Genomic DNA, 25180 nt, shown 5'->3' with positions numbered 1-25180 from the left:
TTACTCAGTCTGTGCCGTTACTTCGTCACAAGACTTCACATTGCAGCCTTTTAGGACAAGTTGACTAATCAGCTGTGCAGCGTCGTCATAGTCACTTGCTGCCAGTGATGTTTTTCCCATTACAGCATTGATCTGCCAACTAAAGTCAGCATAAGTTTGGGTCGAAGACCAGATCATGAATAACAGATGATGCGGTGATACATTGTCCATTTGACCAGCTTCAATCCACTGCGTAAATTTATCAAGTAAAAACGTACTTTGATTCATTAAACGCTGCCTTATTTCAGGAGAAAGTAATGGCGAACCACGCATGATTTCATTCGCGAATACTTTGGAAGCATAAGGATAATCTCGAGAGATGATTAGCTTTGTTTTAATATATTCGGTTAATGCGACTGCGGGGTTATTGATGGTTTCGATAGGGTGGGTTGCACTGAGTAATGGTTCGATGATTGTTTCCAGCACTGCTGAGTATAAAGTCTCTTTATTCCCAAAATAATAATAGACGTTGGCCTTAGGCACACCGGCAAGTTTCGCGATATCAATGGTTTTTGTTGCTGCATAACCTTCACTGGCAAACACTTGACTGGCAGCCTTTAAAATCTTTCCTTCGTTTTTCTTCCGTATGGTAGACATTCTTATATTCATCCCTTCGCAGTTATTTTATAGAAAGTTATAAAAATTAACGTCACAAACAACTTGACCCTGGGGTCGCTTTTTGTTTAATAGTTTTGGCTCTAATACTCAAGCTTTACATGGGCTTTGAGTATTATATTTACTTATTTGGCAACGATATTTCATTCCTTTCTACCTATTGCCTAGCTATCGCTCTTTGAATTTTTTATCAAAGAAGTAAGTATACTTTATCCTGTAATTTCCAGCTAGCTTGGATATATAGCGGGCGTAATATTAGAGGGGTAAAGTATATCTATTGATTTTATCGTATTTTATTTACCGATTAATTGGCTACTATCCCACTGCTGGCTGAACTCGATAAACGCTGTAATTAATTCGCTTTTGAATTTTTGTTTATGCATAATGATTTTGTATTGGCGTTCTAGTTTCGTATCAAGTGGTAATATTTGCACCCGGTTGTTTGCTAAAGCGTGCGTCGCACTGAATTTAGATACACAGGCAAGCCCGAGTCCTGCTGCGACAAAGTTGAGTTGTGCTTCGATTGAATTTAACTGGTACGCGAGTTGCCACTGTTGAATCTCGGAGACGATATTATTATCGAAAAATGCACGACTGCCTGAGCCTGGTTCACGCAATACCCAAGTATTATCGGCTAAGTCTGTTAACTGTAATGCTGATTTTTTTAGTAGTGGATGATTAGCTGCCACAATTATACACATTTCGTCTTTTAACCAAGGGGTAGTTTCGATGTCATTATGCCTAACATCACCCTCGATAAGTCCTATATCTAATTGATAACTTAATATCATTTCCGCAATTTTTTCACTGTTACGGATATGTAACGTTTGCTGAGTGTGTTCTGTTTGTTGTCTAAATTGTGCGATCAACCAAGGACATATTTGGTTGCCAATCGTCTCGCTTGCACCAATGGCGAGATCGCCAATTAGCTGTCCTGATTGCTGAAACAAGGTATCAATACTGGCCGCGCGGTGCAGTAACTCATCGGCGATAGGTAATAAACGTTGACCATATGGATTGAGGTGTAAGCGGTTATTAGTACGATCAAATAACTGCTGATCTAATTGATTTTCAAGCTCGCTTAATGCCATGCTTACGGCGGCTTTGGTTAAGAATAAGCTTTTTGCAGCGTGGGTGATACTTTGCTGCTGGCTGACAGCAACAAATACACGTAATTGTTTTAATGATAAATTCATATGCGTTCAACTTTTATTAACTATAGGTTAAAAATATACAGGTTTAATTAACGAATGGCTATGTTTATAATGTCTGCATCAACGAGAGAGGTGCATTATGTTAAATCAAATTAGAATTAACTTTAAGTTATTACCAACGCCAGCAGCAGGTCTTGCCCTAGGAATATCATCATTGGGTGCATTGTGGGAGTCGGTTTATGATTTTAATGGTTATATTCAGACTGCTACGGCGGTGGTTGCAGCTGCGATCCTATTTTCCTTGTTGTTGCGTTTTATTATCTATCCAAAAACGTTGTTGAATGATCTTTCTCATCATGTTGTAGGGAGTGTTGTTCCAACATTTGCAATGGCGACTATGGTGGTATCAAATTCGTTAATTACCTCATCACCAGCGCTATCTACAACTATATGGCTGGCTGCTATCGTGGCACATTTGGTATTTTTAGTCGTGTTTCTTTATCATCGTGTTAAAGATATGCAATTACAACATATGGTTCCGAGTTGGTTTGTGCCACCAATTGGTTTGATTGTTGCTGTATTTACCTGTCCTCAACCAGAAAAATTTGAATCTCTTTGTTATGCAATTTTGGTTTTTGGTATAGTTAATTATGCACTGTTATTGCCAGTGATGCTTAATCGCCTTATTTTTGGTGAAAAAATTCAGGCTGGTGCAAAACCGTCAATTGCCATATTAGCGGCGCCAGCGAGTTTATGTCTAACTGGATATTTAGCCTTTGTTTCTGAGCCATCACCAATTATTGTTGCTGTTTTATTAGGTATAGCAGTGTTGATGACTATGGTTATCTATATGGCGCTTCTACATTTATCTCGCTTAACTTTTCACCCTGGTTTTGCAGCCTTTACATTTCCGTTAGTGATTAGTGCTAAGGCTTTATATAGCATTGGTGATTGGCTTGAAAAAGTCGGTATTTCTGAGCATTACATCTCTCAATTACATGTTGTTGCTTTATTTGAATTAGGGGGAGCAACCGTAGTCGTTGCTTGGGTTAGTGCATGCTACATAAAATGTTTAGTCGTTAAATTGCAAAATATGTATATCGCGCATAAAACGCAGATAGCAGTAACTGTATAAAGTCAGTGGTTTGTTATTTGGTATATTTACACGTTATATGGTGATAGAGTAGCTTTTGCTAAAACGTTCCCTTTCTTGAGTTACATATAATGCTTATAGAACAAGACATTACCTGTATTACTATTGGTGCTTACATCGAAAAAATAACCCTTCAAACAGGTAGTTTCAGACTTACTCAACCTGAATGGGTGAAAAACGAGGTAGTGCTTAATAAGCTTATTGAGCTGGGAATCAAGCGCGTATTAGTTAATACTGACAAATTTGATGCGAAAATGGCGGCTACAGCTGCCTCTGAGACGTCAATCACGACAAAGCGAAAGCAAGCGTTTAATGTAAAAATGATGCACGCTAAGGCGCTAGTTTTAACGTCTAAAGATATACAGAGAAAGATATTTCAGCATATTGAAGAGGGGTCTCAAATTGACCTTTGTTCAGTAAGAAACCTCACAACAGAACTAATCGACACCCTATTTACCAATTCTGATGCGCTAATGTGCGCGATAAACATTCGTAATAAAGATGAATATTTATTAGAACACTCCTTTGCTGTTTCTATGTTAATGGCGCTATTTTCTCGTTATCTTGGTATTGAAAAAACAGTGATCAGAGAGTTGGCTATCGGTGCTTTTTTACATGATATTGGTAAGATCCGAACGCCTGATTATATTCTTAATAAACCGGGTAAATTGACACCCGATGAGTTTGGAATTATGAAATTACATGTAAATCATTCCATCGATATTATTAAATCAATTCCTGGTATTTCTAAAATCAGCTTGGATGTTGCGGCCATACACCATGAAAAGTTAAATGGTGAAGGCTATCCATATGGTTTGATGGGACAACAAGTATCTCGATTTGGTCGTATGCTTTCTATCTGTGATATCTATGATGCACTAACTGCAAACCGCTGTTATAAAAAAGGTTTAACCCAGCTAAAATCATTCGGTATTCTGCGTAGTCTGGCTCAGGACGGGCAATTGGATTTGGACTTAGTTCATGCTTTTATTAAATGCATGGGAATCTATCCTGTTGGCTCACTGGTCAAGCTAAATTCTAATCGTTTAGCGATTGTCGAAGGTTATAACAAAGCAGATCCGATTAGACCTAAAGTAAATTCGTTTTATAGCTTAGATAAACGGGATTTTGAGCTAACGAATCAGATTGATTTGTCTATGGTTGATGATGAAATTTCAGCGTCGGTGAGAGCAGATGATTTTGATTTAGATATGGAAGAGATCATGCGATTTTTAGTCAGCGAAGCGTAATAACCAGCAACCGCAACGTGCTGCTGGTTTCATTATTCGCTTCTTATTTATAGAATTCGCCCTGCTAAACGATCACTAATGGAAATAATAACGTTATAACAGCTGGCTAATTTATGTCGAATAGAATGTACCATCATTGCTGAGAGTGCACCGATAATAGCTGCCCCAGCAATGTCGAAAGGGAAATGAACGCCAATATACACACGAGATAGCCCACCAACAACGGCCAGTGCTGTTAACCCGAATGCCAATTTTCTTGTTGCCCGATGAAACAATAAACTAAATGCAATGCAAAACATAAATGTGGTGTGATCAGAGGGAAACGACGAATTTGCAGCGTGTTCAACAAGTGTTGTCCCCAAATTATCCATAAAAGGGCGAGGGTGGAAATAAACCTGAGCAATAAGTGTATTAATCGTGATGCCAACAACAGAAGTCAGCGTCGCCCCAATAAGATAACGCTTCGATTGCTCTTTACTGCGAAACCATAAGATCACGACCAATGCGATAAAGACATAAGGCATTGCTTCTGCGAATAAAATGAAAAGGTAGTCCAAGAGTTGGTTTTGGCCTGCAAATTGATTAATTGCGGAAAAGAGTAAATTGTTTAATTGTTGCATGAAATGGTCTTACCTAAATGAATATCAACGATAAGACCATTATTCTGAAGTAATGTTCATTCTAAACATAAATATCTATATGAAAGGGAGTTCTCAGTTCATTCATCATCAACTGAGCACTCATCCTATTATTGGTTTGTGCTTATATTTTTGCGCCTTGGTTTATCCAGTTAATCACGACGGTACGTTCATCATCGGTCATTTTGGTTATATTACCTTGGGGCATAACGCGGTTACGCACTGCAGATAACACTCTGTCTGAATTAAGTTTTATGTTTTCAGCTGTATCAAGGTGTACGCCAGCCATAGGCGCAACACCTGCGGTCGCGTGACATACAGCGCAACGTTCTGCGACAATACTTTGCACTTCACTAAACGCGACTTGTGGTGCGCTGTTATCTACTGTTGGCTTAGTGATAAACGCTAAGGTGATCATCGCAAAAGCGGCAAACGGTAATGTCCATGCGTATTTCTGATGCTGGTGACGCGTATTGAAATAATGGCGCACTAACACACTGATAATTGACACTGCGGCTAATATTAACCAATTGTACTCACTCCCATAGGTACTTGGGAAGTGATTACTGATCATGATAAATAACACTGGTAATGTCAGGTAGTTATTATGCCGCGAGCGTAGTAGTGCTTTTGCAGGATCTTTCGGATCGGGTTGTTCACCTTTCGATACTGCCGCAACCATTTTTCGTTGACCCGGCATAATCACAAAAAACACGTTGCCAACCATGATCGAACCGATCATAGCGCCAACATGGATATAGGCTGCACGGCCTGTGAATACCAGTGATAGACCATATGCCACGGCAATGATCATGAGCATCAGTACTGCGCCCATTAATGCGGGTCTCTGCGCTAATGGTGACTCACATAATAAATGATAAACAATCCAACCAACCACAATTGTCGCGATTCCAATCGCAATACCTTGCCATTCAGTTAAGCCTGAACCGGGTGCGATAAGCATCGATTGCGCATTAAAGTAATATACGACGGTTAACAGTGAGATACCGCTAAGGAAAGTTGTGTACGCTTCCCATTTAAACCAATGTAGTGTTTCAGGCATTTTTTCTGGTGCAAGTTTGTACTTTTCTAAGTGATAAATACCACCGCCATGAATAGCCCAAAGGTCACCAGCTAAACCCGTTTTTGGGTTGGTGCGATTAAGATGGTTTTCTAGCCATACAAAATAGAATGAGGCACCGATCCAAGCGATACCAAAAATCATATGCATCCATCGAATCGCAAGATTCAGCCATTCCGTAATATGCGGATCCATAAATACTCCCTGTTATTATAGTTGCGTACTGAGTACGTCTTTATTAAATATACGTGTTTCAGCATCGGTAAAATGTACTTCTTCGCAGTTATTACCCGGTCCAGCGCGATCGACGATCAAAAACTTATCTTGGTTTGTTAACGCGAGGATAGGGTGGTGCCAAACACCTTTGTGATAATTAATACCCTGTGAACCATCGCTGATAAAGCCACGAATGGTTTGGCTATCTAACCGTTCTTGCTTTAAATCACCAGTTGGTGCGGCGACTAAAATTAAATACGCATTGCCAAATAAAGGAATAAACGCCTGTGAACCTAGCGGGTGACGCTCCATCATGCTTACCGATAATGGATAAGTTAATGGTGTTGCCTGAAAGATACTGATGATCGTACGGCCACCCTCCATTTCGGTGTCGACATCGGCAAGCTGATGGTAGCGACGCGTAGAACCATTGTTGATCATGAAATAATCACGATCCGTCGTTGCGATCACATCCCCGTAAGGCTTAAACGCTTCAGCAGTTAATGGTTCAAGTGTAATAATGTTAGTCATCAGCAAGTCCTTTATATTGATAATATAGTCGTGATTATTTAGATACACTACCGAACAGTCGTACCCGGCTAATACCACCGTCTGGATAAATATTTACACGAATGTGAGTAATATCACCAAGCGAGTTCACTTGTTTTTCAAAGTGATGAATATTATCTGCAGATAGTTTTTGTGCTGGTAACAGCTCGCGCCAGAATAAGCTTTGTGCTTGGATTTGTTCTTCGGTACCGCCTGTCACACAAGCTGCTTGAATGTTGACTGAATCTGGAAAATTACCTTTAAAGTGCGCAGTATCGATTTCGATACGATTAATAGTGCCTTTATTACCTAATGCGATAATTACCCAATCATTACCGGGTGTACGACGACGTGCAGTTTCCCAGCCATCACCCATGTTTACACCACGACCTGGATTCAATAAATTACCCATCACACCAAAGTGTTCATCGTTACAAGCAATCGCACGACCGCCGTTTACGGTTGCGGCTAAATCAATTTCTTGATCGGCGCTGATACTATCCCAGTTAATACTTGGCTTTCCGTAAACACGTAAACGTGCAACACCTCCGTCAGGATAAATGTTAAGACGTACGTGGGTATAAGCAGCATCGCTTGTTAGGCTAAAGAAATGCTCACTATCACCTTGTAATGATTCTGAACCGAGAATTTCTGTCCATACTGTTTCTGCTTGTGGATCTTGACCATCAGCGACAAAGCAGGCGTCAACAGAGGCTGAAGGTGCATAGTTACCAGTAAAGTTTGATGTATCAATGTTCAAACCTTCAATTGAACCGGGTAAACCCAAACGGACGATACAGTAATCATAACCTTCATGGCGCTTACGGCGAGACTCCCAACCGTCCATCCATTTACCATTTTCATCATATAAGTCGGGTATAAATACCGCGGCTTCTGTTTTTAGCATTCGTTGCTTATCAGCAAAAAAATCATCTGTCGCAAAAATAGCTTCTGCACCGAGCTTTTCATCTGCAAGGTTAATATGGCGGTCAAAGCTTAATTCAGTAGTCATTGTAGTCGTCCTTGTTATAAATCGTTTAAACGAAATGCGGCTATTTTGTTTATTTCTAATAATGCTTGTTTAAACTCGGTGTCGATATTATTTTGAATTCGACGTTTAAAGTCGGCTAGGATTAAAAAACGGTTAGCACCGCGCACAGCTTTGATGAAAGGGAAATTAAATTTCGCTTTATAGGCATCATTGAGTTGTGTGAAATGGGTAAACTCTTCGGCTGTACATTGATCTATTCCTGCACCAGCTTGTTCAGAGGTTGATGCGGAAGTAAGTTCCCCATTAACTGCTGCGCTGCCTGCTAAATCAGGGTGGGCATTGATTAATGCAAGTTGTTGATCAGGAGCCGCCGCAAGTAAAATGTCCGCCATGCATTGCTGTAATGTGGCAATGTTATTGATATCGCCATCAATACCTTGCTGTTGGTATTGTTGATAGGCTTCTTCTGCTACCCAAGGGCTGTGTTCATAGATATCAGCAAACACCGCCACAAAATCGGATTGCGATAGTTGACTTGGGATGCAGGTATTAAAACGTGTCATGTTACGCGTCCTCATATGGGTGATGTTTGATCCAGTGATTTGCTATTTGCTCTCGGGTACATAGCCATACATCATCATGCTGTTGTACGTAATCTAAGAAGCGCTTCAGTGATGCCACGCGACCTGGACGGCCGATTAAGCGGCAATGCAGTCCCACTGACATCATTTTTGGTGATGTTTCGCCTTCAGCATAGAGGGTATCGAAGCTGTCTTTTAAGTATTGAAAGAATTGCTCGCCACTATTAAAACCTTGCGGAGTTGCAAAGCGCATATCATTCACATCTAGGGTATAAGGGATCACTAAGTGCGGTTGATTACTGGCTTTAACCCAATACGGTAGATCATCATCATAGGCGTCCGAGTCATACAAAAAACCACCTTCTTCAGCGACTAAACGTCGGGTGTTAGGACCCAATCTGCCTGTATACCAACCCGTCGGACGTTTCCCTGTTAGCGTTTTGATAATGTCGATAGCTTTATGTAAGTGTTCGCGCTCTTCGGTTTCATCGGTATATTGATAATCAAGCCAGCGATAACCATGGCTGCAAATCTCGTGGTTCGCGGCAACAAATGCTTTGGCGACATCAGGGTGTCTTTCTAATGCCATTGCGACGGCAAATATAGTGAGCGGTATTTGGTAGTCTGAGAATAAGCTTAATAAGCGCCAAACACCCGCACGGCTGCCATACTCATAGCAAGACTCCATACTGAGATTACGCACACCTTGTAGGGGCACTGCGCCGGGCATTTCGGATAGAAAAGCTTCTGATTCACTATCGCCATGTAATACGCAACGCTCGCCACCCTCTTCATAGTTAAGCACAAATGAGATCGCTAAGCGTGCTTTGTTAGGCCAGTTGGCATTTGGCACATTTTGGCCATAACCAATAAGATCTCTGGGATAGGCAACAGTCATCATGACTCCTTATTATGCGTATATTTCGCTAATCACTCTTTAAATTATAGATAAGTAATCACGTTGTTATACAATTATTACAAGTATTGTATACAAGATCTACATAAATGTGTAACAAGTTTGTAAAGGTTGTTCTTGTACCTAAAACGGGGTGGGGTGTTAGTGTATTCTTGGTTTTTTCTATTTATTAATGATTGTTATGGGGTTAATTAGGTATTTTTTTTGTGTTTTTAAAACAAAAACCAGATTAATAATTTAACTTTCGAGTGTTTTTCTGTAATCATGTGAAACATAAATTTAACATATTGTATTAATCTATGTATTGAATTTGTAGTTTAGACGATATTTAAGCTGTGATAGTTAATGGCGACAGTAAGGTATTTTTGATTATGAGTGGACTCAGTACACATGTACTTGATACAGCCAATGGTGTTCCAGGTGTTGGTATCAGTATTAAATTATTTAAGGTAGAAGCAGATCAATTAGAGTTAGTCGCTTCAGCTGTTACTAACAGTGATGGGCGAACGGATTCTTTATTATTAACCTGTGATGAACTGCGTGTTGGTAAGTATCAACTACAATTTGATACGGCTGATTATTTCCGTGCTCGTGGAGCGATTGTACCAGAGACTGCTTTCTTAGATGACATTGTGATCCGCTTTGGTATTAGCGATACACAAGCGCATTACCATGTCCCCTTGTTGGTGTCCCCATTCAGCTATTCGACTTATCGTGGTAGCTAGCTGTTAAATCTAAATATTATAAAAACGTAAAATCGGTAAAACCGAATACAATAAGGGAAGTATGATGGATAAAACACAACAAGGATCTGAGTTGCAAGGATCACCTAAAGATGGCTTATTGGAGCGGTTATTTAAACTCTCTAAGCATGGCACTACGGTGAAAACTGAACTTATGGCAGGTTTAACAACCTTCGTTACTATGGCTTACATTATTTTTGTAAACCCAGACATTATGGCCAAGACCGGTATGGATAAGGATGCATTGGTTGTTGCTACCTGTATTGGTGCTGCAATTGGCTGTATGTTGATGGGTCTATATGCAAACTGGCCAGTGGGACTTGCGCCGGGTATGGGGCTTAATGCTTTCTTTACTTATACTGTCGTATTTGACATGGGTTACACTTGGCAGGTTGCGATGGCGGCTGTATTTGTTTCGGGTGTACTCTTTGCGTTAATGAGTTTTTACAAGATCCGAGAATGGATATTGGACAGCATACCGCAGAGTTTGCGCTATGCGATGACAGCTGGTGTAGGTCTCTTTTTAGGTATCATTGGTTTTAAAAATGCGGGAATCGTTGTTGCTTTTGAACCGACTCTGACTACATTAGGTAATTTTAAAGAGCCGAGTGTATTACTTGCCGCATTAACTTTCCTCATTATAGGTTCATTATTCCGTCGAAATCTATTTGGTGCGGTATTAATCGGTATGTTAGTGACAACGCTTGCAGGTATTCCTCTGGGGCTAGTTTCTGCTCCCGCGTCAATTATTTCTACACCACCAAGCATTGCGCCATTATTCATGGCAATGGATTTTGAACACTTGTTTTATAGTGCTGAAGGGCTGTTTAATGTTGGTATGGTAAGTGTCATTATTTCGTTTCTATTTGTGAATATGTTTGATACGGCTGGCACACTAATGGGGGTCGCGGATAAAGCGAATTTAGTTAATGAAAAAGGTGAAATTGAGAACCTGAAAAAATCACTGAAAGCGGATTCTGTATCAAGCGTATTGGGTGCATGTGTGGGTTGTCCGCCAGTAACGTCTTATGTTGAAAGTGCGTCTGGTGTTGCAGCTGGTGGTCGAACGGGTTTAACAGCTGTGACGGTCGGTGTGTTATTCTTAGCGGCGACCTTCTTTACTGATATTGCGTTAATTATTCCAAGTTATGCGACTGCGGGCGCTCTTATTTTCGTTTCTTTCTTGATGATGAGTGGTCTGAGTAAAGTGAATTGGGATGAGTTTACCGATTATGTACCAGCATGTATTACTGCAATTATGATGGCATTTACATTTTCTATTGCTAACGGTATTGCACTTGGTTTTATTGCTTATACTTTCTTGAAATTAGGATCGGGTAAAGCGAGCGAAATTTCAATTAGTATCTGGGTACTAACTGCAGTGTTTGTAGCTAAGTTAGCATTTATGTAAACACGGATTTAAACTAAATAAGAAAGCCACTGATGTTGTCCAATAAATAGGAAACTTATCAGTGGCTTCTTTGTTTGTACGGTTTAGGTATACCGTACAGCTATATCACGTTATCACTATTTTGCGTTGTAAATCGTGGTATCTAATTCTTTTTCTGATTTAGCAATGATCACCGAAGCTGCGATGTCACCAGAAATATTAACGGTAGTACGTGCCATATCCAGGATACGGTCGATACCGGCAATCAGTGCGACACCTTCAACAGGTAGACCAACAGTAGTAAGTACTAACGTTAGCATGATAAGACCCGCACCTGGTACACCGGCAGTACCAATCGATGCTAATGTCGCTGTTAAGATAATTGTGATGTATTCAGGCATGCCTAAATCAATACCAAATGCTTGTGCAACAAATAATGTAGTTACACCTTGATAAAGCGCCGTGCCATCCATGTTGATTGTGGTACCCAGTGGTAATACAAAGCTTGATACGCCTTTTGATACACCGAGCTTCTCACGTGCACACTTCATTGATACTGGTAATGTTCCTGCACTTGATGTCGTGGTGAAAGCAACAATTTGCGCATCAACAATACCGCGAAAATATTGTACTGGACTTAGTTTTGCAATGAATACAATCAGTGCGCTATAAACACCTAACACATGCAAGATGCTACCAAGGTAAACCGCGCCAATGACTTTCATTAGTGGTAATAGTAGCGCTAAACCAAATTTACCAGCCACCCATGCCATTAACGCAAATACACCGTACGGTGCGAGTTTCATCACGAGATCCGTTAGCTTGTACATTGCTTCTGCAAGGCTTTCGAAAACCGCGATCGCTGGTTTTCCTTTTTCACCAATCAGGGTCAGTGATATACCAAGTGCCACGGCAAACACGATGATTTGTAGGATATGACCTTGAGCTAGTGCACCTACTGGGTTAGTAGGTACTAGTGCGACCAGTGTATCAGCTAATGACGTTGTTTCTTTTACTGTTTCAACTTGTTGAGCGACTAAGCCTAGACCTGTGCCAGGTTGTAACACATTACCCAATAATAGGCCGATGGAGATCGCAACAGCAGTAGAAAGGAGATAGAACATCACAGCTTTAAAACCAATGCGTCCCATTTTACTGGTATCTTGCATTGAAGTTATACCAACAATGATCGAGCAGAAAACCAGTGGCACGATTAGCATCTTAATGGTGTTAACAAATAATGACCCGATTGGTTTTAGAATGACAGCATCTTCACCAAAGGTAATACCCACGGTAATACCGAGGATCATACCGATAACAATTTTCTGCCAAAGGGGTAAGTTAAACCATAATTTTTGGCTTAAAGTTGGGGTACCTACTGATTCAGTATTACTCAAAATTGACGTCCTCTACTTTTTCTATCGTAATGTGGAGCATAACCTGCTGTGAATTCATTCAGCACAGTTGAGAGCGGTCAGTTTATCGGTCATGTTGTAAATGTAAAGCCATTCATGCTTTCCCTTTGGTAATATTTAGTTATGTGTGCTGTATCATGCATTTTTATTGGTTTTCTTGTTGCTAAAGTGAACTTTACATAACCAAAATGAGTTACTGTTGACGATTCTATTGTTACTGTGTAATTATTTCATTATCTTTTTAACATCAGTAATCAGTGATTTATAACCATCGGTAATTAACATAACTATCGTATCTTTTGAGTTTGGCTTGAGTGCTTTTTGCTTAATGTAAACAACCAAGGTAACACCAATAAAGAAAGAAATAAGCATAATTAGAAAGCCCTATATAGAGTGTGAGTTAGGTTATTGATAATAACATAATCAGATAACCACGAAATACTCGAGTGGTACTATAAACATTATAAAGGAATGTAATGTATAAATTTTTAATAACTAAGACAGCCCAAAAGATTTACTTTGTGCTGGCTACCATGCTGATTATTGGTACGTTCATCGTATCTTTACAGCCAAATACAGTGGTAAGTTCAAATCCTACGATCAGTATCGAACCTGCTATTCAGTCTATTGTCACTAACAATTCTTCTATAGTGGCAACCAACGATGTGATTCCTGATGTCGATATTGTACCCATTCCACCAGTCGCTGTGTCAATTCAGAAGGTATTACGTGTGTTAACGTGGGCGGGCGGTGAAATTATTTTCCCTCGTCGCGGGCACCCACAAAATATTGAATTAGAGTATCTGCAACGATTTGCTGACGAAAACAATTTAAAGATTGAAAAAATTCGTGTTAAAAAGTTTGTTGATCTTATTCCTATGCTGCTAGGAGGCAAAGGCGATCTTATTGCTGCAAATCTAACGAAGACACGTGGTCGAGCTAAATTGGTTAATTTTACAGAACCTTATTTACTTACTAAAGAATATTTGGTGATGGGTAGCCAAAGTAAAAGTTTAAACTCAGCTAAAGACTTGAATGGTCGTGAAATCGTTATTCAAAAGGGGAAGAGTTACGAGTCGACAGCGTTAGGATTACAAAAAATATATCCTAAGCTTAAAGTTCGTTTAGTTGATAGCGCTATTAGCCACGAAGCCTTATACGATAAGCTAGCCAGTGGTGAGTACGATATTACCATCCAAGATAAAAACTTAATTAAGTCAGCAATTGCTTATCGTGATGACATTAAAATGAGCTTGCAGGCAAGTGTGACGCGTCAACTTGGTTGGGGCGTTGATCCAAATAACAAGACGTTGTTAAAACAACTAAATCAATTTTTAAAAGAACAAAATTTGATTGCTAACGTTAAGCGAAAATCAAAACATAGTAATAAAACCCAATGGCAAAAAATTCAAGAGTCTAGAACAGTCCGCTTTGTATTACGTAATAACCTTTCTTCTTATTATATTTGGCGTGGTGAGTTACTTGGTTTCCATTATGAATTAGCAAAACGCTTTGCTAAAGAGCATAAGCTGCGCTATGAAATTATTGTCGCACCGAACAATGTCGCTTTACTTGATTATTTGCTTGAGGATAAAGCAGATATCGCATTGGGATTTTTAACTCCGACGGTACAGCGACGAGATAAGGGGATCGCTTTCTCTCGCCCGTATCATTACGCTTCTGAGTTAGTAGTCGCCCATAAAGATCATCCTGAAATTAGTTCTACCGTCGAACTCGCTAATAGTAATATTTATATTAGACCATCGAGCTCGTATTGGGAGAGTGCTGTGGAATTGAAAAAAACGGTCAAAAATATTAATTTGATTGGCGTACCAGAAAGTCAGGAAACAGAATCAATCATTGAAAAAGTGGGGGATAAAGAATACGAGATGACGATCGCAGATAGTCATATTGTTGATATTGAAATGACATTTCGTGATGATATTCAGTCGTTAATGGCATTAGGTGCACCTAAATCCCAAAGCTGGGCGGTTACATCGGGAAATAATAAGCTATTAGAAAAATCGAATGCCTTTATTAAGAAGCATTACAAGGGGCTATTTTATAACGTTATTTACAATAAATACTTTAAGAATCAAAGACGTTTAGATACCCACTATAAAGATTACGTTCGTCAAAATAATTCCGGCGTATTATCACCTTATGATGACATTGTGAAAGAATACGCGAGCCAATATGATTTTGATTGGCGTTTGTTAGTATCACAAATGCATCAAGAAAGTCGTTTCAATCCTAACGCTAAATCAATGGCGGGCGCGAAAGGTTTGTTCCAATTAATGCCGCGTACAGCGAAAGAATTAGGGATCAGTAATGTGCATGTTCCTAAGCAGGGTATTAAAGCCGGTGTTTTGTATATGAATTGGGTGCGTGAACGTATGCGTAAAGATGAGGTTAAAGATAATCAGTTAATCTGGTTCACGTTAGCGTCATATAATGCCGGGGCTGGGCATGTTCGAGATGCAATGCGTTTAGCTAAACAAAAAGGATGGCGTGATGATGTCTGGTTTGGCCATGTAGAGAAAGCCATGTTATTGCTGTCTCAATCTAAATATGCAGCTAAAGCGCGTTATGGGTATGTGCGTGGACAAGAGCCTGTGCATTACATTCGTGAGATTAAGCGACGTTTTGAAACATATGATAATATTTTGAGAAAAGAGCGGTTTACGAGTAAATAATCGTTGGTTATTACACTAAATATTGCGTAAGGTCATTCTATTTGGGATGACCTTTTTTATCCCCTTAATAAAAGTGGACATCACTAAAGGGGTATTTTATGCTGGTTTCATTCTCTTTTTACGCCGTTAAATACTATGAATTCATTATCCTCTTGGTTTCTTGTTACACGTCCAAAAACGTTACTGGTCGCACTGGCGGTTATTTTACTTGGGCAAACGCTAGCTTGGGTCGACTCCCCACATAATTTCAGTTTTTATATCGCCATTCTTTGCATGATTTGCTGCATGACATTACAAATTGCGGTTAACCTTTCTAATGATTATTTCGATGGTAAAAATGGTGTCGACGGTGATGATAGACTCGGTCCTGCTCGTGCGTTGCAAAAAGGGCTCATATCGGCTGAAGATTTGCGCGCTGGTATCATTACCATGTGTATTCTGGCTATTGTCAGTGGTTGTTATCTTATCTATGTGGGTGGCTGGATTTATGTTTTGTTAGGGTTGCTATCACTAGTTGGTGTGTATATTTATAGCGGTGGCCCTCGACCACTGGCTTCACATGGACTTGGTGAGGTGGCTGTTTTTCTTTATTTTGGTTGGCTTGCCGTTGTCGGAAGTTACTATCTGCAGGTACAAGTGCTGACTATCGATGTCTTTATTCCGGCTAGTCAGGTAGGCTTTCTCGTTGTCGCAATTATGCTGGTGAATAACATTCGTGATATTACTTCCGATCGTCGCGCGAAAAAATTTACCTTAGCAACCCGCTTGGGCGTGAAAGCAAGTAAGCACCTTTATTGTATAACTATGCTATTACCTTCGTTATTAATGACTGTGGACAGTTACCCTGTACTCATTATGATTTTAGTATTGCCAGTGCAACTCGCATTGTGTATCGCTATTTATCAACGTAATGGCAAACAATTAAATTTGCAGTTAGCGCAAACCTCGATGACGGTATTATTGTGGGGGGTATTGTATTCGGCGGATTTAGTCATTGGTTAATGTAGAATAGATAGGTTATTAATGAGTGAAAAAATACCGAGTTGGGATGTAACTCGGTATTTCTATTTTAGGTTATCTTCAAATACGGATGTACTTAATAGCGTGTTTTTTGGACGCGAGTTGGCATTGACGATGTATTCTTATATAACTCAAAAACGCGTTTAAAATCGAGCTCTAGCTCTGTTGCGTATACATCTTCATTAATAGGGTAAGTTTGCACCACTCGTGCACCACGGATGATACCGGATACTGATGCCTCCATTTTCTCGCCTTGCAGCGTTCGCGATCTATAGTTGGTATCACTATAAATCTCTTGGCCACTGACTTGCTCTGCTAACTCTCGATAAGCATCTAATTTAGATGCACGCATTGCATTAAGCATGCGTTCACTTTCACTATTGCCTGGCTGAGAACTCAACGCAGCATAGCCAACTGCTTTGAGTACAGGGAAGGACTTTGGTTCTTTGATATCATAAACCGTATTTTTTTCTAATAGTGTACAACCTGTTAAACTAACCAGAGTTACAAGCATAAGCAAACGCAGATATTTCATTGATAAACCTTAATTAGTAATACGAACAGAAGGCGCTGAACCAGTACGATAAATATAACGACCACGGCCTTCGAGTGGCCCCATACTATTTGAACCACCAATCACCAAATGGTTAGGGATAATGCCTTGCGCTGTTGACTCAACAAAACCTGATTCCATATTAATGACCCGCATATTAACGATCACACCTTCACTGTTACGTGACATGGTGCCCGTTAGGATGCGTGATACAGGTAATTGACCGCGTAATTTTTTCCAATCACGGGTGAATACAAAATCACCCTGACCAGTCACACTGATAGTACCTGTGGTTTTATAGTCAATCACTGGAATACGGCGAATGGTTAATTCGTGAATAAAGGATTCCGATAGCGATTGGCCGAGCCAATTTGTTGTCGACAGATCGTCAAGGTTGACGAAAGAAGTGACGGCAATCGGTTCATTATTGGGAATAATAGACAAATCATTGACGATCAATTGATCCGCTAAACCACGGATGATAAAACTTAATTCTTGGGTGTAGTTTATCGGCTGGTTTGGTAATAAACTTCTTGGATATTTTGGCTCATAAGAATTACCACCCCAAGTTGAATGAGGCGGTGTTTCTTTATCCTCGTCAGGGGTACTAGGTGGCTGTTTTAATGCACAACCGTTGAGTAAGGTAATTAGGCTGATAGCTATGACTGCCTTTTTCATATTACTTCCTTAAGTGCTTTTAATTATTGTCGTTAAACCGTTATTTTCCGCTGGTTGAGGTGTCTCGGCGGTAAGGATAGGTATAAGGACTTCTGAATATATTATTGTATTGTTCTTTAGTAAGCACACTTTGTGCCATATTGGCATTTGGCTGGTAAACAGGTTGAACAATAATCTGTTTAATAACGACAGGCTGTACTTTGGTATTTGCGCCCGTTAATAAAACATGTCCAGGTTCTTCTATCACTGTGCATGCTGAAGTCAACACAACCGCTAATGACGGTAGTAAAAAACGCTTCATATTTGTTCCTAAAGTTGCGCGATACGTGATTATAGATAAATACAAGCAAATTACTTGCCAATAAGCTAGGTTCGGTATTATTTATTATTATAATAGCGTTTTATCTATATAACTTAACCTCGATACTGTTTTATTTTTATAAAAATTTGATCTGGTACAAATTTTGCTTTTAAAATAGACATATTCAGAATTCATATGCGATTAAAAATGAAAAACGTTCTCCTACTATTATTAGTTTGTTGTTCTTTCACTCTACATGCGGAATGGTATGAGGTTGAGGGTGAGGCTATTATTATTGATGGTGATGTTGATATTGCTCGCGAGTTAGCAGTACGTAATGCATTGAAACAAGCACTGTTATATGCTGGCGCGTCGGTTTCAAGCTTACAAAGCTTTAATGGTGGGAAAATATTATCTGATCGATTTCAGGTCCGTATGGATGGCGAAGTGAGAGATATTCGCTTAAAAAGTGAGTCGGTAAAGCTGGATAAAATCAGCGTTCAAATTGTCACTGATATTGTTGCAGACCGTAATAAATGCTTGAGTGCAGGGTATCAAAAATCTGTGTCTTTATTGCGTTTTGGTATTAGACATCGTGAACAAGCCAGTTATGGTGGTATCTATAACATAAACGAATCTTTCAGTCGTTTGTTGTACCAAAGTTTACGTAAAAATAGTCAAACATTTGATGCGCGTGAATTTATTAATCAAAACATTGGTTTTAGCGGCAGCTCTTTGCCGCTGCGAGGTAATTTAACAGCACAAGAAATTAAGCAAATTAGTAAGTCAGCAGATAGCCAATATATTATTTTGGGCTCGATTACCGACTTATCGACATTTAAACCAGTTGTGAATGGTATCGCGAAGATATTTGCCGGTGACTTACCAGATCGTAATTTCCGGCTGAATATACAAGTTTTTGATGGCTTTAATGGCAATTTATTGTTTGATCGTAACTACAGTAAAGTGGCAAAGTGGGAGTTTGCTAAGCACCGTATTGTGGATACGAATACGTTAAAATTTTGGCGCTCTGAGTTTGGTGCATCTTTACAACTAATTATTGACGATGTATTGTTTGATTTAGATGCAAGTTTGCAATGTAAATTGGTGGAAGCGCGTGTTATTGCTGTTGATGGTAATGAAGTGAACATTAATATCGGTCGTAATAATGGCTTAAAATTAGGCGATCAATTTATGATAAAACACACGGGTAGTTATGTTGATCAGTTTGGTATCAGCCGTAAAAAAGAAACCAATAGTAGTAGCCAGGTTGAAGTAACCAAACTGTATGATCAGCAAGCAAGTTTGATGACGGTTGATAGACAACCGACTGCCAATGTACAAATAGATGATTTGGTGATTTTAAACTAGTTAATTTAGTGGTTGTGACTGTTTATCTATAACCACTTTAGGTAAATACTATTGGCTTGCTTGACTGTAGCTGATCGTAGGGTTTGTGATATAGCGCTATATTAGCGTTAATATTTTTAGGCTAATCTTGTGTTATTGTTATATTTTTTACACGGCCTGATTACTTTTTTAAATAAAACTGCTATTGCTTTTATTCCAGTTTATTGCTTGATTAGTGGTTGTTCAAACACGGGATACTATCATTATGTGGTTTTTGATTATTGCTATTACTATTTTAGTTTTTTTTCTTTTTATTCGTAATTTGTATGGCGAAGATCTTCGTCAATACGATAGTGCGGATTTAAATGCGACGTTTTATCGTCCGACACCTTCGTATAAATACCCTCAAGCGCTAGAGTTGCTCGCAAGTATTCAAGAGCCAATCGATTTTATTAAACCGAGTAAATATCTTTATGCATTGCGAAAAAATATTGATCGTTTAGGTGATGTTGAATTGGATTGTCAGATTATCCCTGTATCGACCAGTTTTCAAGGCCATAACATTATGGGTGAGTGGATTATAAATAAAAAAAGTGATGTAAATAAGCGCTTACTTTATATTCATGGTGGTGGTTTTGCGGTGGGCAGTGCGAAGAGTCACCGGGTGGTTACAGAGCGTTTAGCACGTGAACTTGGTGTTGCAGTGTTTGCTGTGAATTATGCAATGATCCCTGATGGTAAGCGTGAGCAGGGGATCTATGATTGCCGTTATGCGTATCAATGGCTACTCGCCAATAACCTAAATAATGAACAGGCATGTCATCGTATCTATGCGGCTGGAGATTCTGCTGGGGGGAATTTAACATTATCCTTAATTGGCTGGCTAAAGCATCAAAAAATTCGTCAGGTTGATGCTGCCATTGCTATATGTCCTTGTATTGATAGTACCTTTAGTTATGACAGCTTGAGCTATAATGCTAAAACTGACTTTTTACTTAACCCATTCATGGGTAAGTTTCACCATTTTCCTCAATTTATATTACTTATCTGGGTAACCATTCTTTTCCGGATGAATCCTAGCGATCCGAGAGTATCGCCAATTTTTGGTGACTTATCTGGTTTACCGCCAATTTTGATTCATGCAAGTGATACCGAAATGATGGTGGATGACTCGCGACGTTATATGAATAAGGCGTGCTCGCAAGGTTCTGATGTGCGCTTGCAAACATGGTCTAATATGTTGCATGTGTGGCATTTATTTGATTTAGAAGAGGCCGATGAAGCGTACGCTGAAATCCGTCAATTTGTGCAACAATGTGATGATGGGTTGGAAATGATTGCAAGTTAGCTATCCGGTTAGCGCAACGTGATTTTATGGTTTTATAGCGCTTGTTATGCTATTTTATTTATAATTTCACTGACTTATAAAGGAGTGGCTGAATGTCAACTCAAGGCTTAGCTAGCCCTATCCAATTGTTTTCTGTTTCGGTGCAGTGGTTTATACAAATTATATTATTGTTCAGCCTATTGTTCTGTATGCACGTTAATGCCACAGTGGCGGTCGAGGGATCTGCGATCACTGTGTCGGATGAGTTGATAGCAACTCAATTAGCAGACAAACAATCACAGCCCGTAGGTATAGCAAATGCTACTGACAACGCCGCGTTGAAAGCACCTGTTTCTAGTGATTTATCAATACAGAATCCCACTACTTTACTTGTAAAGACATTACCTATCATTGCTGACTCCATTTATTTTGGTGGTGATATTTTGACGATGGAAGGGTTTGAGCCGACTTATACTGAATCAGTTGCAACGAAAGATAAAAAAATAATTTTTGTTGGTTCTAAAATAGAAGCAATGAAGTTCAGTGGGGATAATACCAAGCTAATTAATATTAGCGGGAAAACTATGTTACCCGGTTTTATCGAGCCGCACGTACACCCTTCAATCGCGGCTGTTATTTTGCCTAATGAGATTATTGCTCCTTATGATTGGGTGTTACCTAACGTAGTTAAGAAAGGGGTATCTGGTCATTTCGCTTATCTTGAGCGTTTAAAGCAATCAATTGATGATAATGCCGAAAAAGATAGCGTCTTTTTTGTGTGGGGTTATCATCAACACTGGCACGGTGAATTAACACGTGAAATATTAAATGAACTGTCGCCAGATAAACCTGTTGCTGTTATTCACCGTTCTTTTCACGAAATATTCTTGAACGATGCTGCGATTAACAAATTAGGTCTTAAGCAAGATGACTTTGCTAACAATCCGCAAGTTGATTGGGACAAAGGTCATTTTTATGAAGGTGGCTGGTTAGCATTATTACCTAAGATTACGGCTGATTTAATTAATCCTGAAAGTTATAAATTAGGGTTAAATATCATGTCTAAATTAGTGCTTAAAAATGGTATTACAACGATAGCCGAACCGGGATTTCCTAGCTCTAATTTTGATTTGGAATATCAATTATTAAAATCAGAAATGGATCAAAAACCACCTTATGATGTCTTTCTCATCCCGAGTGGTACGTATTTATATAATGCAAATGGGCAGAGTAATCAGAAAGCATTAGATTTCATCGAAACTTTAGAAGATGAATATAATACCGAGAATATTAAATTTTTACCTAAGCAAATTAAGCTGTTTGCGGATGGTGCTATTTACTCTCAGTTGATGCAAATGCAAGATGGTTATTTAGACGGTCATGAAGGTGAGTGGGTGACGCCATTGGATTTATTCCAGCAACAACTCAGTTTTTATTGGAAAAATGGTTATCAGATCCATGTGCATGCTAATGGTGATTTAGGTATTCAGAAAGTATTGGATTTTAATCAAGCTGATCAAGTTCAATTAGCGCGAAAGGACCATCGATTTACTTTGCACCATATGGGTTATTTCACCAAAAAACAAGTTAAACAGATGGCTGAATTAGACATCGAAGCATCTGTGAATCCGTATTATTTATGGGCCTTAGCGGATAAATATTCGGAAGTTGGGTTGGGCAGTGATCGTGCCGAAAACTTGGTGCGTGTTAATAGTTTGATGAAGAAAAATATTCCCGTTTCATTTCATTCTGATTTTGCTATGGCACCTATGGAACCGCTAACACTTGCTTGGACTGCGGTTAACCGAGAAACATCTGAGCTTAACAAAGTATCGCAAAAAGAACGTATTACTGCCTATCAGGCGATGCAGGCTATTACCATTAATGCAGCCCATACGTTAAGATTGGAAGATAAAATTGGTTCTATCGTTGTGGGTAAAGCAGCTAATTTCACCTTGCTTGAGCAAAACCCGTTAAAAGTAACGCCCATGCAGATTAAAGATATTCCAGTGTGGGGCGTCATTTTTGAAGATCAGGTAAATACAGTCGTGGTTGCGCCTAAAATGAAGCATTTAGAAACGCGTGTTATCTATTTAGAGCGTCAGAGCTTACCGCCGTCTTCAACCGTTACTATTACATTGGAAGATATCTCTAAAACCGATATAAGCAGTTCAATACTAGGCCAAAAAACGATCGAAGCCCATACATCACCCCCTTATAATATTTCGTTACAATACGATCCCGCATTATTTGATAACAATGGTCAGTATGTTGTTCGCGCGAGAATTGAACATGATGGTAAACCACTGTACTCAGCTACTCTAGATTTACCTGAGTTGAATAAGCTGTCAGGACAGTTATTTGAATTGGTGCTTAAGCCTATTTCTATTCCACAGCAACCTGACACCGTCAGTGACACTGTACAGACTCCTCAATCAACGCCTGCGCAGTAAGTTTGTAAGCTGTTGATTAGTCTTAAATTATATTAAGGTAGTTATTTGCATGAAAAAAAATAGACGTCTGCTAAATCGTAAAACGCTTTTAACGACTGCGGTTATTACTAGCTTGTTAATAGGCTTGAGTGGCTGTGCAACTACCGAGCAGGGAAGTGCTAGAGTTGGGGACGCGGCAACTACCCAGCAACACAGTATTACAGCGAATGTGTTTTACCTACAGCGTATTGCTTTACCACCGGGTGCACAAGTGAGCTTGGTATTGGAAGATATTTCGAAAATGGATGTGGCCGCAGAAATTATTGCTCAGCAAACGATCACTGCTGTCGGGTCTCCACCCTATAAAATGGATTTACGCTATAACGCTGCGAAAATAAAGCCGCAGCATCGTTATGCGTTACGGGCGCAGATTGAGCTTGATGGCCAGTTGCTATTTACTAATACTGAGCAAGTTGATGCGTTTACTAACCAGAGCGCGAAACCAACCGAAATTTTGGTTTCTCAAGTACGTCCTGGAATCAATGGTTATGGGCAAGTACGTTTAACGGGAACGCACTGGCAGTTATCTATGCTAGGTACAGAGGCAGTTACTGCAGGTGTGACTCTACACACACCCTATATTACATTCAGTCAAGATGATAATAAAGTGATGGGATTTGCGGGCTGCAACCGTTTTAGTGGTAATTATGACAGACAGGCGAATAACGTTAATCTGACGCAATTATTAACAACTAAAAAGCTATGTTTTCAACAAATGAATGTAGAAGCGCAATTTTTAACGGCTTTATCAGAAACTGATAATTATAACGTAATTGATAATACTTTAACGTTATACAGTAATAGCGGTCTTGCGTTAGGGAAATTTACAGCCCAAAAAAAGAAGTAGTAATGTAGCTCTCTATAACGAAGGTCGTTGAGTTGCTGTTGCCGATAACCAGCTGTTATTAGATCATCTAGCCTTTATTTTCTTTCTGATTATATAAGCACTGTCATGTTTTTCATGATGGTGCTTTTTTCTATTTATGACTCATTAAATATAAATTGCGCGCAATCTAGTTGTAATTTATCGTCTTCAGGAATATAGTAGATGCAATTGAGTTGTGCGCAATGTAATGTAATTTAATCTAATCTAATTAAGGAATTTATGATGACAACACTTTATACAACAACTGCAACAGCATCTGCGGGTCGTAACGGTCAAGTTGCGACTGATGATGGCATGTTATCGCTAGAACTAAGCTATCCAAAAGAAATGGGTGGCACTGGTGCTGCAACCAATCCGGAGCAGTTATTTGCTGCTGGTTATGCAGCTTGTTTTTCTAATGCCATCTTGCATGTTGCGCGCGAAATGAAAATTAAAATTACAGCTGCGCCTGTAGCTGCAGAGGTTGGTATTAGTCCTAACGCGACGGGTGGTTTTGCGTTAACAGTAAGCCTTGCTATTGAGTTAGCATTACTGCAAGCGGAAGCAGAGACGTTGGTGGCTACGGCACATCAGGTTTGCCCTTACTCAAACGCGATACGTGGTAATATAGATGTTCAACTTAGCGTAAAGGGTCAAGCATAAAATGAATACTGTATTACTTACCGTTGGCCGCATCATGTTGGCGCTGTACTTCTTAATTCCAGGCATCATGAAGTTTGTGTCTTGGGACATGCACATTGGTTTAATGGAAAAGCATAACATGCCATTTGTGCCTGTATTACTCGCTGCGGCAGGCATATTTCAGGTTGTTGCTGCGCTTTTACTGATTGCTAATCGTTATACCGCTATTGTTGCTTTACTGCTGGCAGGACTTGTGTTGGTTATTAATGTTAACTTGCATGATTTTTGGAACCTAACTGGTCTTGAAGGGGCGCATGAAATGCAAAACTTCATTAAAAACCTCGGTATTTTTGCTGGGTTATTGGTGTTATCAGGCCATTATTGGTCATCACTTAAAGTGGCTAACACCGATAGTATTGAAAAGTAACGTCGCTAATCTTTGATAAGTAATTTTGTTGAGAGATGACAGTCCCGTTATTTCTTATTTTGAAAGCACTAAAGCTGAAATCACAGCTTTAGTGCTTT

The 25180-nt window shown here is 39.5% G+C and carries 25 protein-coding genes; 12 read left to right on the top strand and 13 right to left on the bottom strand.

Annotated elements, in window-relative coordinates; translation table 11 throughout:
* On the bottom strand, positions 1 to 636 hold the full coding sequence (locus tag HWV03_RS15790; protein ID WP_211676772.1) for a TetR/AcrR family transcriptional regulator: 636 nt from the start codon (positions 634 to 636) through the stop codon (positions 1 to 3).
* A gap of 311 nt (positions 637 to 947) precedes the next feature.
* Positions 948 to 1850: a LysR substrate-binding domain-containing protein gene (locus HWV03_RS15785; RefSeq protein ID WP_211676771.1), complete on the bottom strand. Its 903-nt coding sequence runs from the start codon at positions 1848 to 1850 to the stop codon at positions 948 to 950.
* Positions 1851 to 1947: 97 nt separating this feature from the next.
* On the opposite strand from HWV03_RS15785, the gene HWV03_RS15780 reads away from it, so the two are divergent.
* Together HWV03_RS15780 and HWV03_RS15775 are read left to right on the top strand one after the other, a co-directional pair.
* Entirely contained in the window at positions 1948 to 2943 is a 996-nt protein-coding gene (locus tag HWV03_RS15780; protein ID WP_211676770.1) for a TDT family transporter, read from the top strand.
* 89 nt (positions 2944 to 3032) lie between these two features.
* Positions 3033 to 4211: an HD-GYP domain-containing protein gene (locus tag HWV03_RS15775; protein WP_211676769.1), complete on the top strand. Its 1179-nt coding sequence runs from the start codon at positions 3033 to 3035 to the stop codon at positions 4209 to 4211.
* Positions 4212 to 4258: 47 nt separating this feature from the next.
* Here HWV03_RS15775 and HWV03_RS15770 read toward each other — a convergent pair whose 3' ends face one another.
* The 6 genes from HWV03_RS15770 to puuE all read right to left on the bottom strand — a co-directional run bounded on the left by HWV03_RS15770 (position 4259) and on the right by puuE (position 9165).
* Complete coding sequence (locus HWV03_RS15770) at positions 4259 to 4831, bottom strand: undecaprenyl-diphosphatase (protein WP_211676768.1); 573 nt, start codon at positions 4829 to 4831, stop codon at positions 4259 to 4261.
* A gap of 142 nt (positions 4832 to 4973) precedes the next feature.
* Positions 4974 to 6125 (bottom strand): urate hydroxylase PuuD, encoded by a 1152-nt coding sequence (locus HWV03_RS15765; protein WP_211676767.1) that lies wholly within the window; start codon positions 6123 to 6125, stop codon positions 4974 to 4976.
* Between the two features lie 15 nt (positions 6126 to 6140).
* On the bottom strand, positions 6141 to 6677 hold the full coding sequence (locus tag HWV03_RS15760) for an ureidoglycolate lyase (protein WP_211676766.1): 537 nt from the start codon (positions 6675 to 6677) through the stop codon (positions 6141 to 6143).
* A gap of 34 nt (positions 6678 to 6711) precedes the next feature.
* Positions 6712 to 7707: an allantoicase gene (gene alc / locus HWV03_RS15755; RefSeq protein WP_211676765.1), complete on the bottom strand. Its 996-nt coding sequence runs from the start codon at positions 7705 to 7707 to the stop codon at positions 6712 to 6714.
* Positions 7708 to 7721: 14 nt separating this feature from the next.
* Positions 7722 to 8249 (bottom strand): 2-oxo-4-hydroxy-4-carboxy-5-ureidoimidazoline decarboxylase, encoded by a 528-nt coding sequence (gene uraD, locus HWV03_RS15750; RefSeq protein ID WP_211676764.1) that lies wholly within the window; start codon positions 8247 to 8249, stop codon positions 7722 to 7724.
* Between the two features lies 1 nt (position 8250).
* Entirely contained in the window at positions 8251 to 9165 is a 915-nt protein-coding gene (puuE, locus tag HWV03_RS15745) for an allantoinase PuuE (RefSeq protein ID WP_211680264.1), read from the bottom strand.
* 389 nt (positions 9166 to 9554) lie between these two features.
* Between puuE and uraH the strand changes: the two genes are divergently transcribed.
* On the top strand, positions 9555 to 9908 hold the full coding sequence (gene uraH, locus HWV03_RS15740; RefSeq protein ID WP_211676763.1) for a hydroxyisourate hydrolase: 354 nt from the start codon (positions 9555 to 9557) through the stop codon (positions 9906 to 9908).
* A 64-nt stretch (positions 9909 to 9972) separates the two neighbouring features.
* The gene (locus tag HWV03_RS15735; protein ID WP_211680262.1) at positions 9973 to 11337 is read left to right on the top strand and encodes an NCS2 family permease; all 1365 of its coding nucleotides are present in this window, start codon (positions 9973 to 9975) and stop codon (positions 11335 to 11337) included.
* Positions 11338 to 11453: 116 nt separating this feature from the next.
* On the opposite strand, the gene HWV03_RS15730 is transcribed toward HWV03_RS15735, so the two are convergent.
* Both HWV03_RS15730 and HWV03_RS15725 read right to left on the bottom strand, forming a co-directional pair.
* Positions 11454 to 12713: a dicarboxylate/amino acid:cation symporter gene (locus tag HWV03_RS15730; RefSeq protein WP_211676762.1), complete on the bottom strand. Its 1260-nt coding sequence runs from the start codon at positions 12711 to 12713 to the stop codon at positions 11454 to 11456.
* A gap of 243 nt (positions 12714 to 12956) precedes the next feature.
* Positions 12957 to 13103: a hypothetical protein gene (locus tag HWV03_RS15725; protein ID WP_211676761.1), complete on the bottom strand. Its 147-nt coding sequence runs from the start codon at positions 13101 to 13103 to the stop codon at positions 12957 to 12959.
* Between the two features lie 104 nt (positions 13104 to 13207).
* Between HWV03_RS15725 and HWV03_RS15720 the strand changes: the two genes are divergently transcribed.
* Both HWV03_RS15720 and menA read left to right on the top strand, forming a co-directional pair.
* Positions 13208 to 15427 carry a transporter substrate-binding domain-containing protein gene (locus HWV03_RS15720; protein ID WP_211676760.1) on the top strand — a complete coding sequence of 740 codons (2220 nt, stop codon included), beginning with the start codon at positions 13208 to 13210 and terminating at the stop codon, positions 15425 to 15427.
* A 135-nt stretch (positions 15428 to 15562) separates the two neighbouring features.
* Positions 15563 to 16429 (top strand): 1,4-dihydroxy-2-naphthoate octaprenyltransferase, encoded by an 867-nt coding sequence (gene menA, locus HWV03_RS15715; protein ID WP_211676759.1) that lies wholly within the window; start codon positions 15563 to 15565, stop codon positions 16427 to 16429.
* Positions 16430 to 16523: 94 nt separating this feature from the next.
* On the opposite strand, the gene HWV03_RS15710 is transcribed toward menA, so the two are convergent.
* From HWV03_RS15710 to HWV03_RS15700, 3 genes are read right to left on the bottom strand one after another with little or no spacing between them, the layout of a single operon-like run.
* Positions 16524 to 16982 (bottom strand): LPP20 family lipoprotein, encoded by a 459-nt coding sequence (locus tag HWV03_RS15710; RefSeq protein WP_211676758.1) that lies wholly within the window; start codon positions 16980 to 16982, stop codon positions 16524 to 16526.
* 9 nt (positions 16983 to 16991) lie between these two features.
* A complete protein-coding gene (locus HWV03_RS15705; RefSeq protein ID WP_211672415.1) occupies positions 16992 to 17678 on the bottom strand; it encodes a FlgO family outer membrane protein in 687 nt (228 codons plus the stop codon).
* A gap of 40 nt (positions 17679 to 17718) precedes the next feature.
* Positions 17719 to 17979, bottom strand: coding sequence for a hypothetical protein (locus HWV03_RS15700; protein WP_211676757.1), 261 nt, complete (start codon positions 17977 to 17979; stop codon positions 17719 to 17721).
* 207 nt (positions 17980 to 18186) lie between these two features.
* Here HWV03_RS15700 and HWV03_RS15695 point away from each other — a divergent pair, with 207 nt between their 5' ends.
* The 6 genes from HWV03_RS15695 (at position 18187) to HWV03_RS15670 (ending at position 25082) form a co-directional block, all read left to right on the top strand.
* Positions 18187 to 19350: a flagella assembly protein FlgT gene (locus HWV03_RS15695; RefSeq protein WP_211676756.1), complete on the top strand. Its 1164-nt coding sequence runs from the start codon at positions 18187 to 18189 to the stop codon at positions 19348 to 19350.
* Between the two features lie 244 nt (positions 19351 to 19594).
* Positions 19595 to 20677, top strand: coding sequence for an alpha/beta hydrolase (locus HWV03_RS15690; RefSeq protein WP_211676755.1), 1083 nt, complete (start codon positions 19595 to 19597; stop codon positions 20675 to 20677).
* 92 nt (positions 20678 to 20769) lie between these two features.
* Positions 20770 to 23109 (top strand): amidohydrolase family protein, encoded by a 2340-nt coding sequence (locus HWV03_RS15685; RefSeq protein ID WP_211676754.1) that lies wholly within the window; start codon positions 20770 to 20772, stop codon positions 23107 to 23109.
* 49 nt (positions 23110 to 23158) lie between these two features.
* A complete protein-coding gene (locus HWV03_RS15680; RefSeq protein ID WP_211676753.1) occupies positions 23159 to 23995 on the top strand; it encodes a YbaY family lipoprotein in 837 nt (278 codons plus the stop codon).
* Between the two features lie 261 nt (positions 23996 to 24256).
* Complete coding sequence (locus HWV03_RS15675) at positions 24257 to 24676, top strand: organic hydroperoxide resistance protein (RefSeq protein WP_211680260.1); 420 nt, start codon at positions 24257 to 24259, stop codon at positions 24674 to 24676.
* Between the two features lies 1 nt (position 24677).
* Entirely contained in the window at positions 24678 to 25082 is a 405-nt protein-coding gene (locus HWV03_RS15670; protein WP_211676752.1) for a DoxX family protein, read from the top strand.
* Positions 25083 to 25180 lie beyond the last annotated feature (98 nt).

The organism is Moritella sp. 36 (genome assembly GCF_018219415.1).
In the GTDB taxonomy this organism is placed as follows: Bacteria; Pseudomonadota; Gammaproteobacteria; order Enterobacterales; family Moritellaceae; genus Moritella.
The sequence above is the reverse complement of the archived record's forward strand: the minus strand, read 5'-3'. Positions and strand labels throughout refer to the sequence as shown.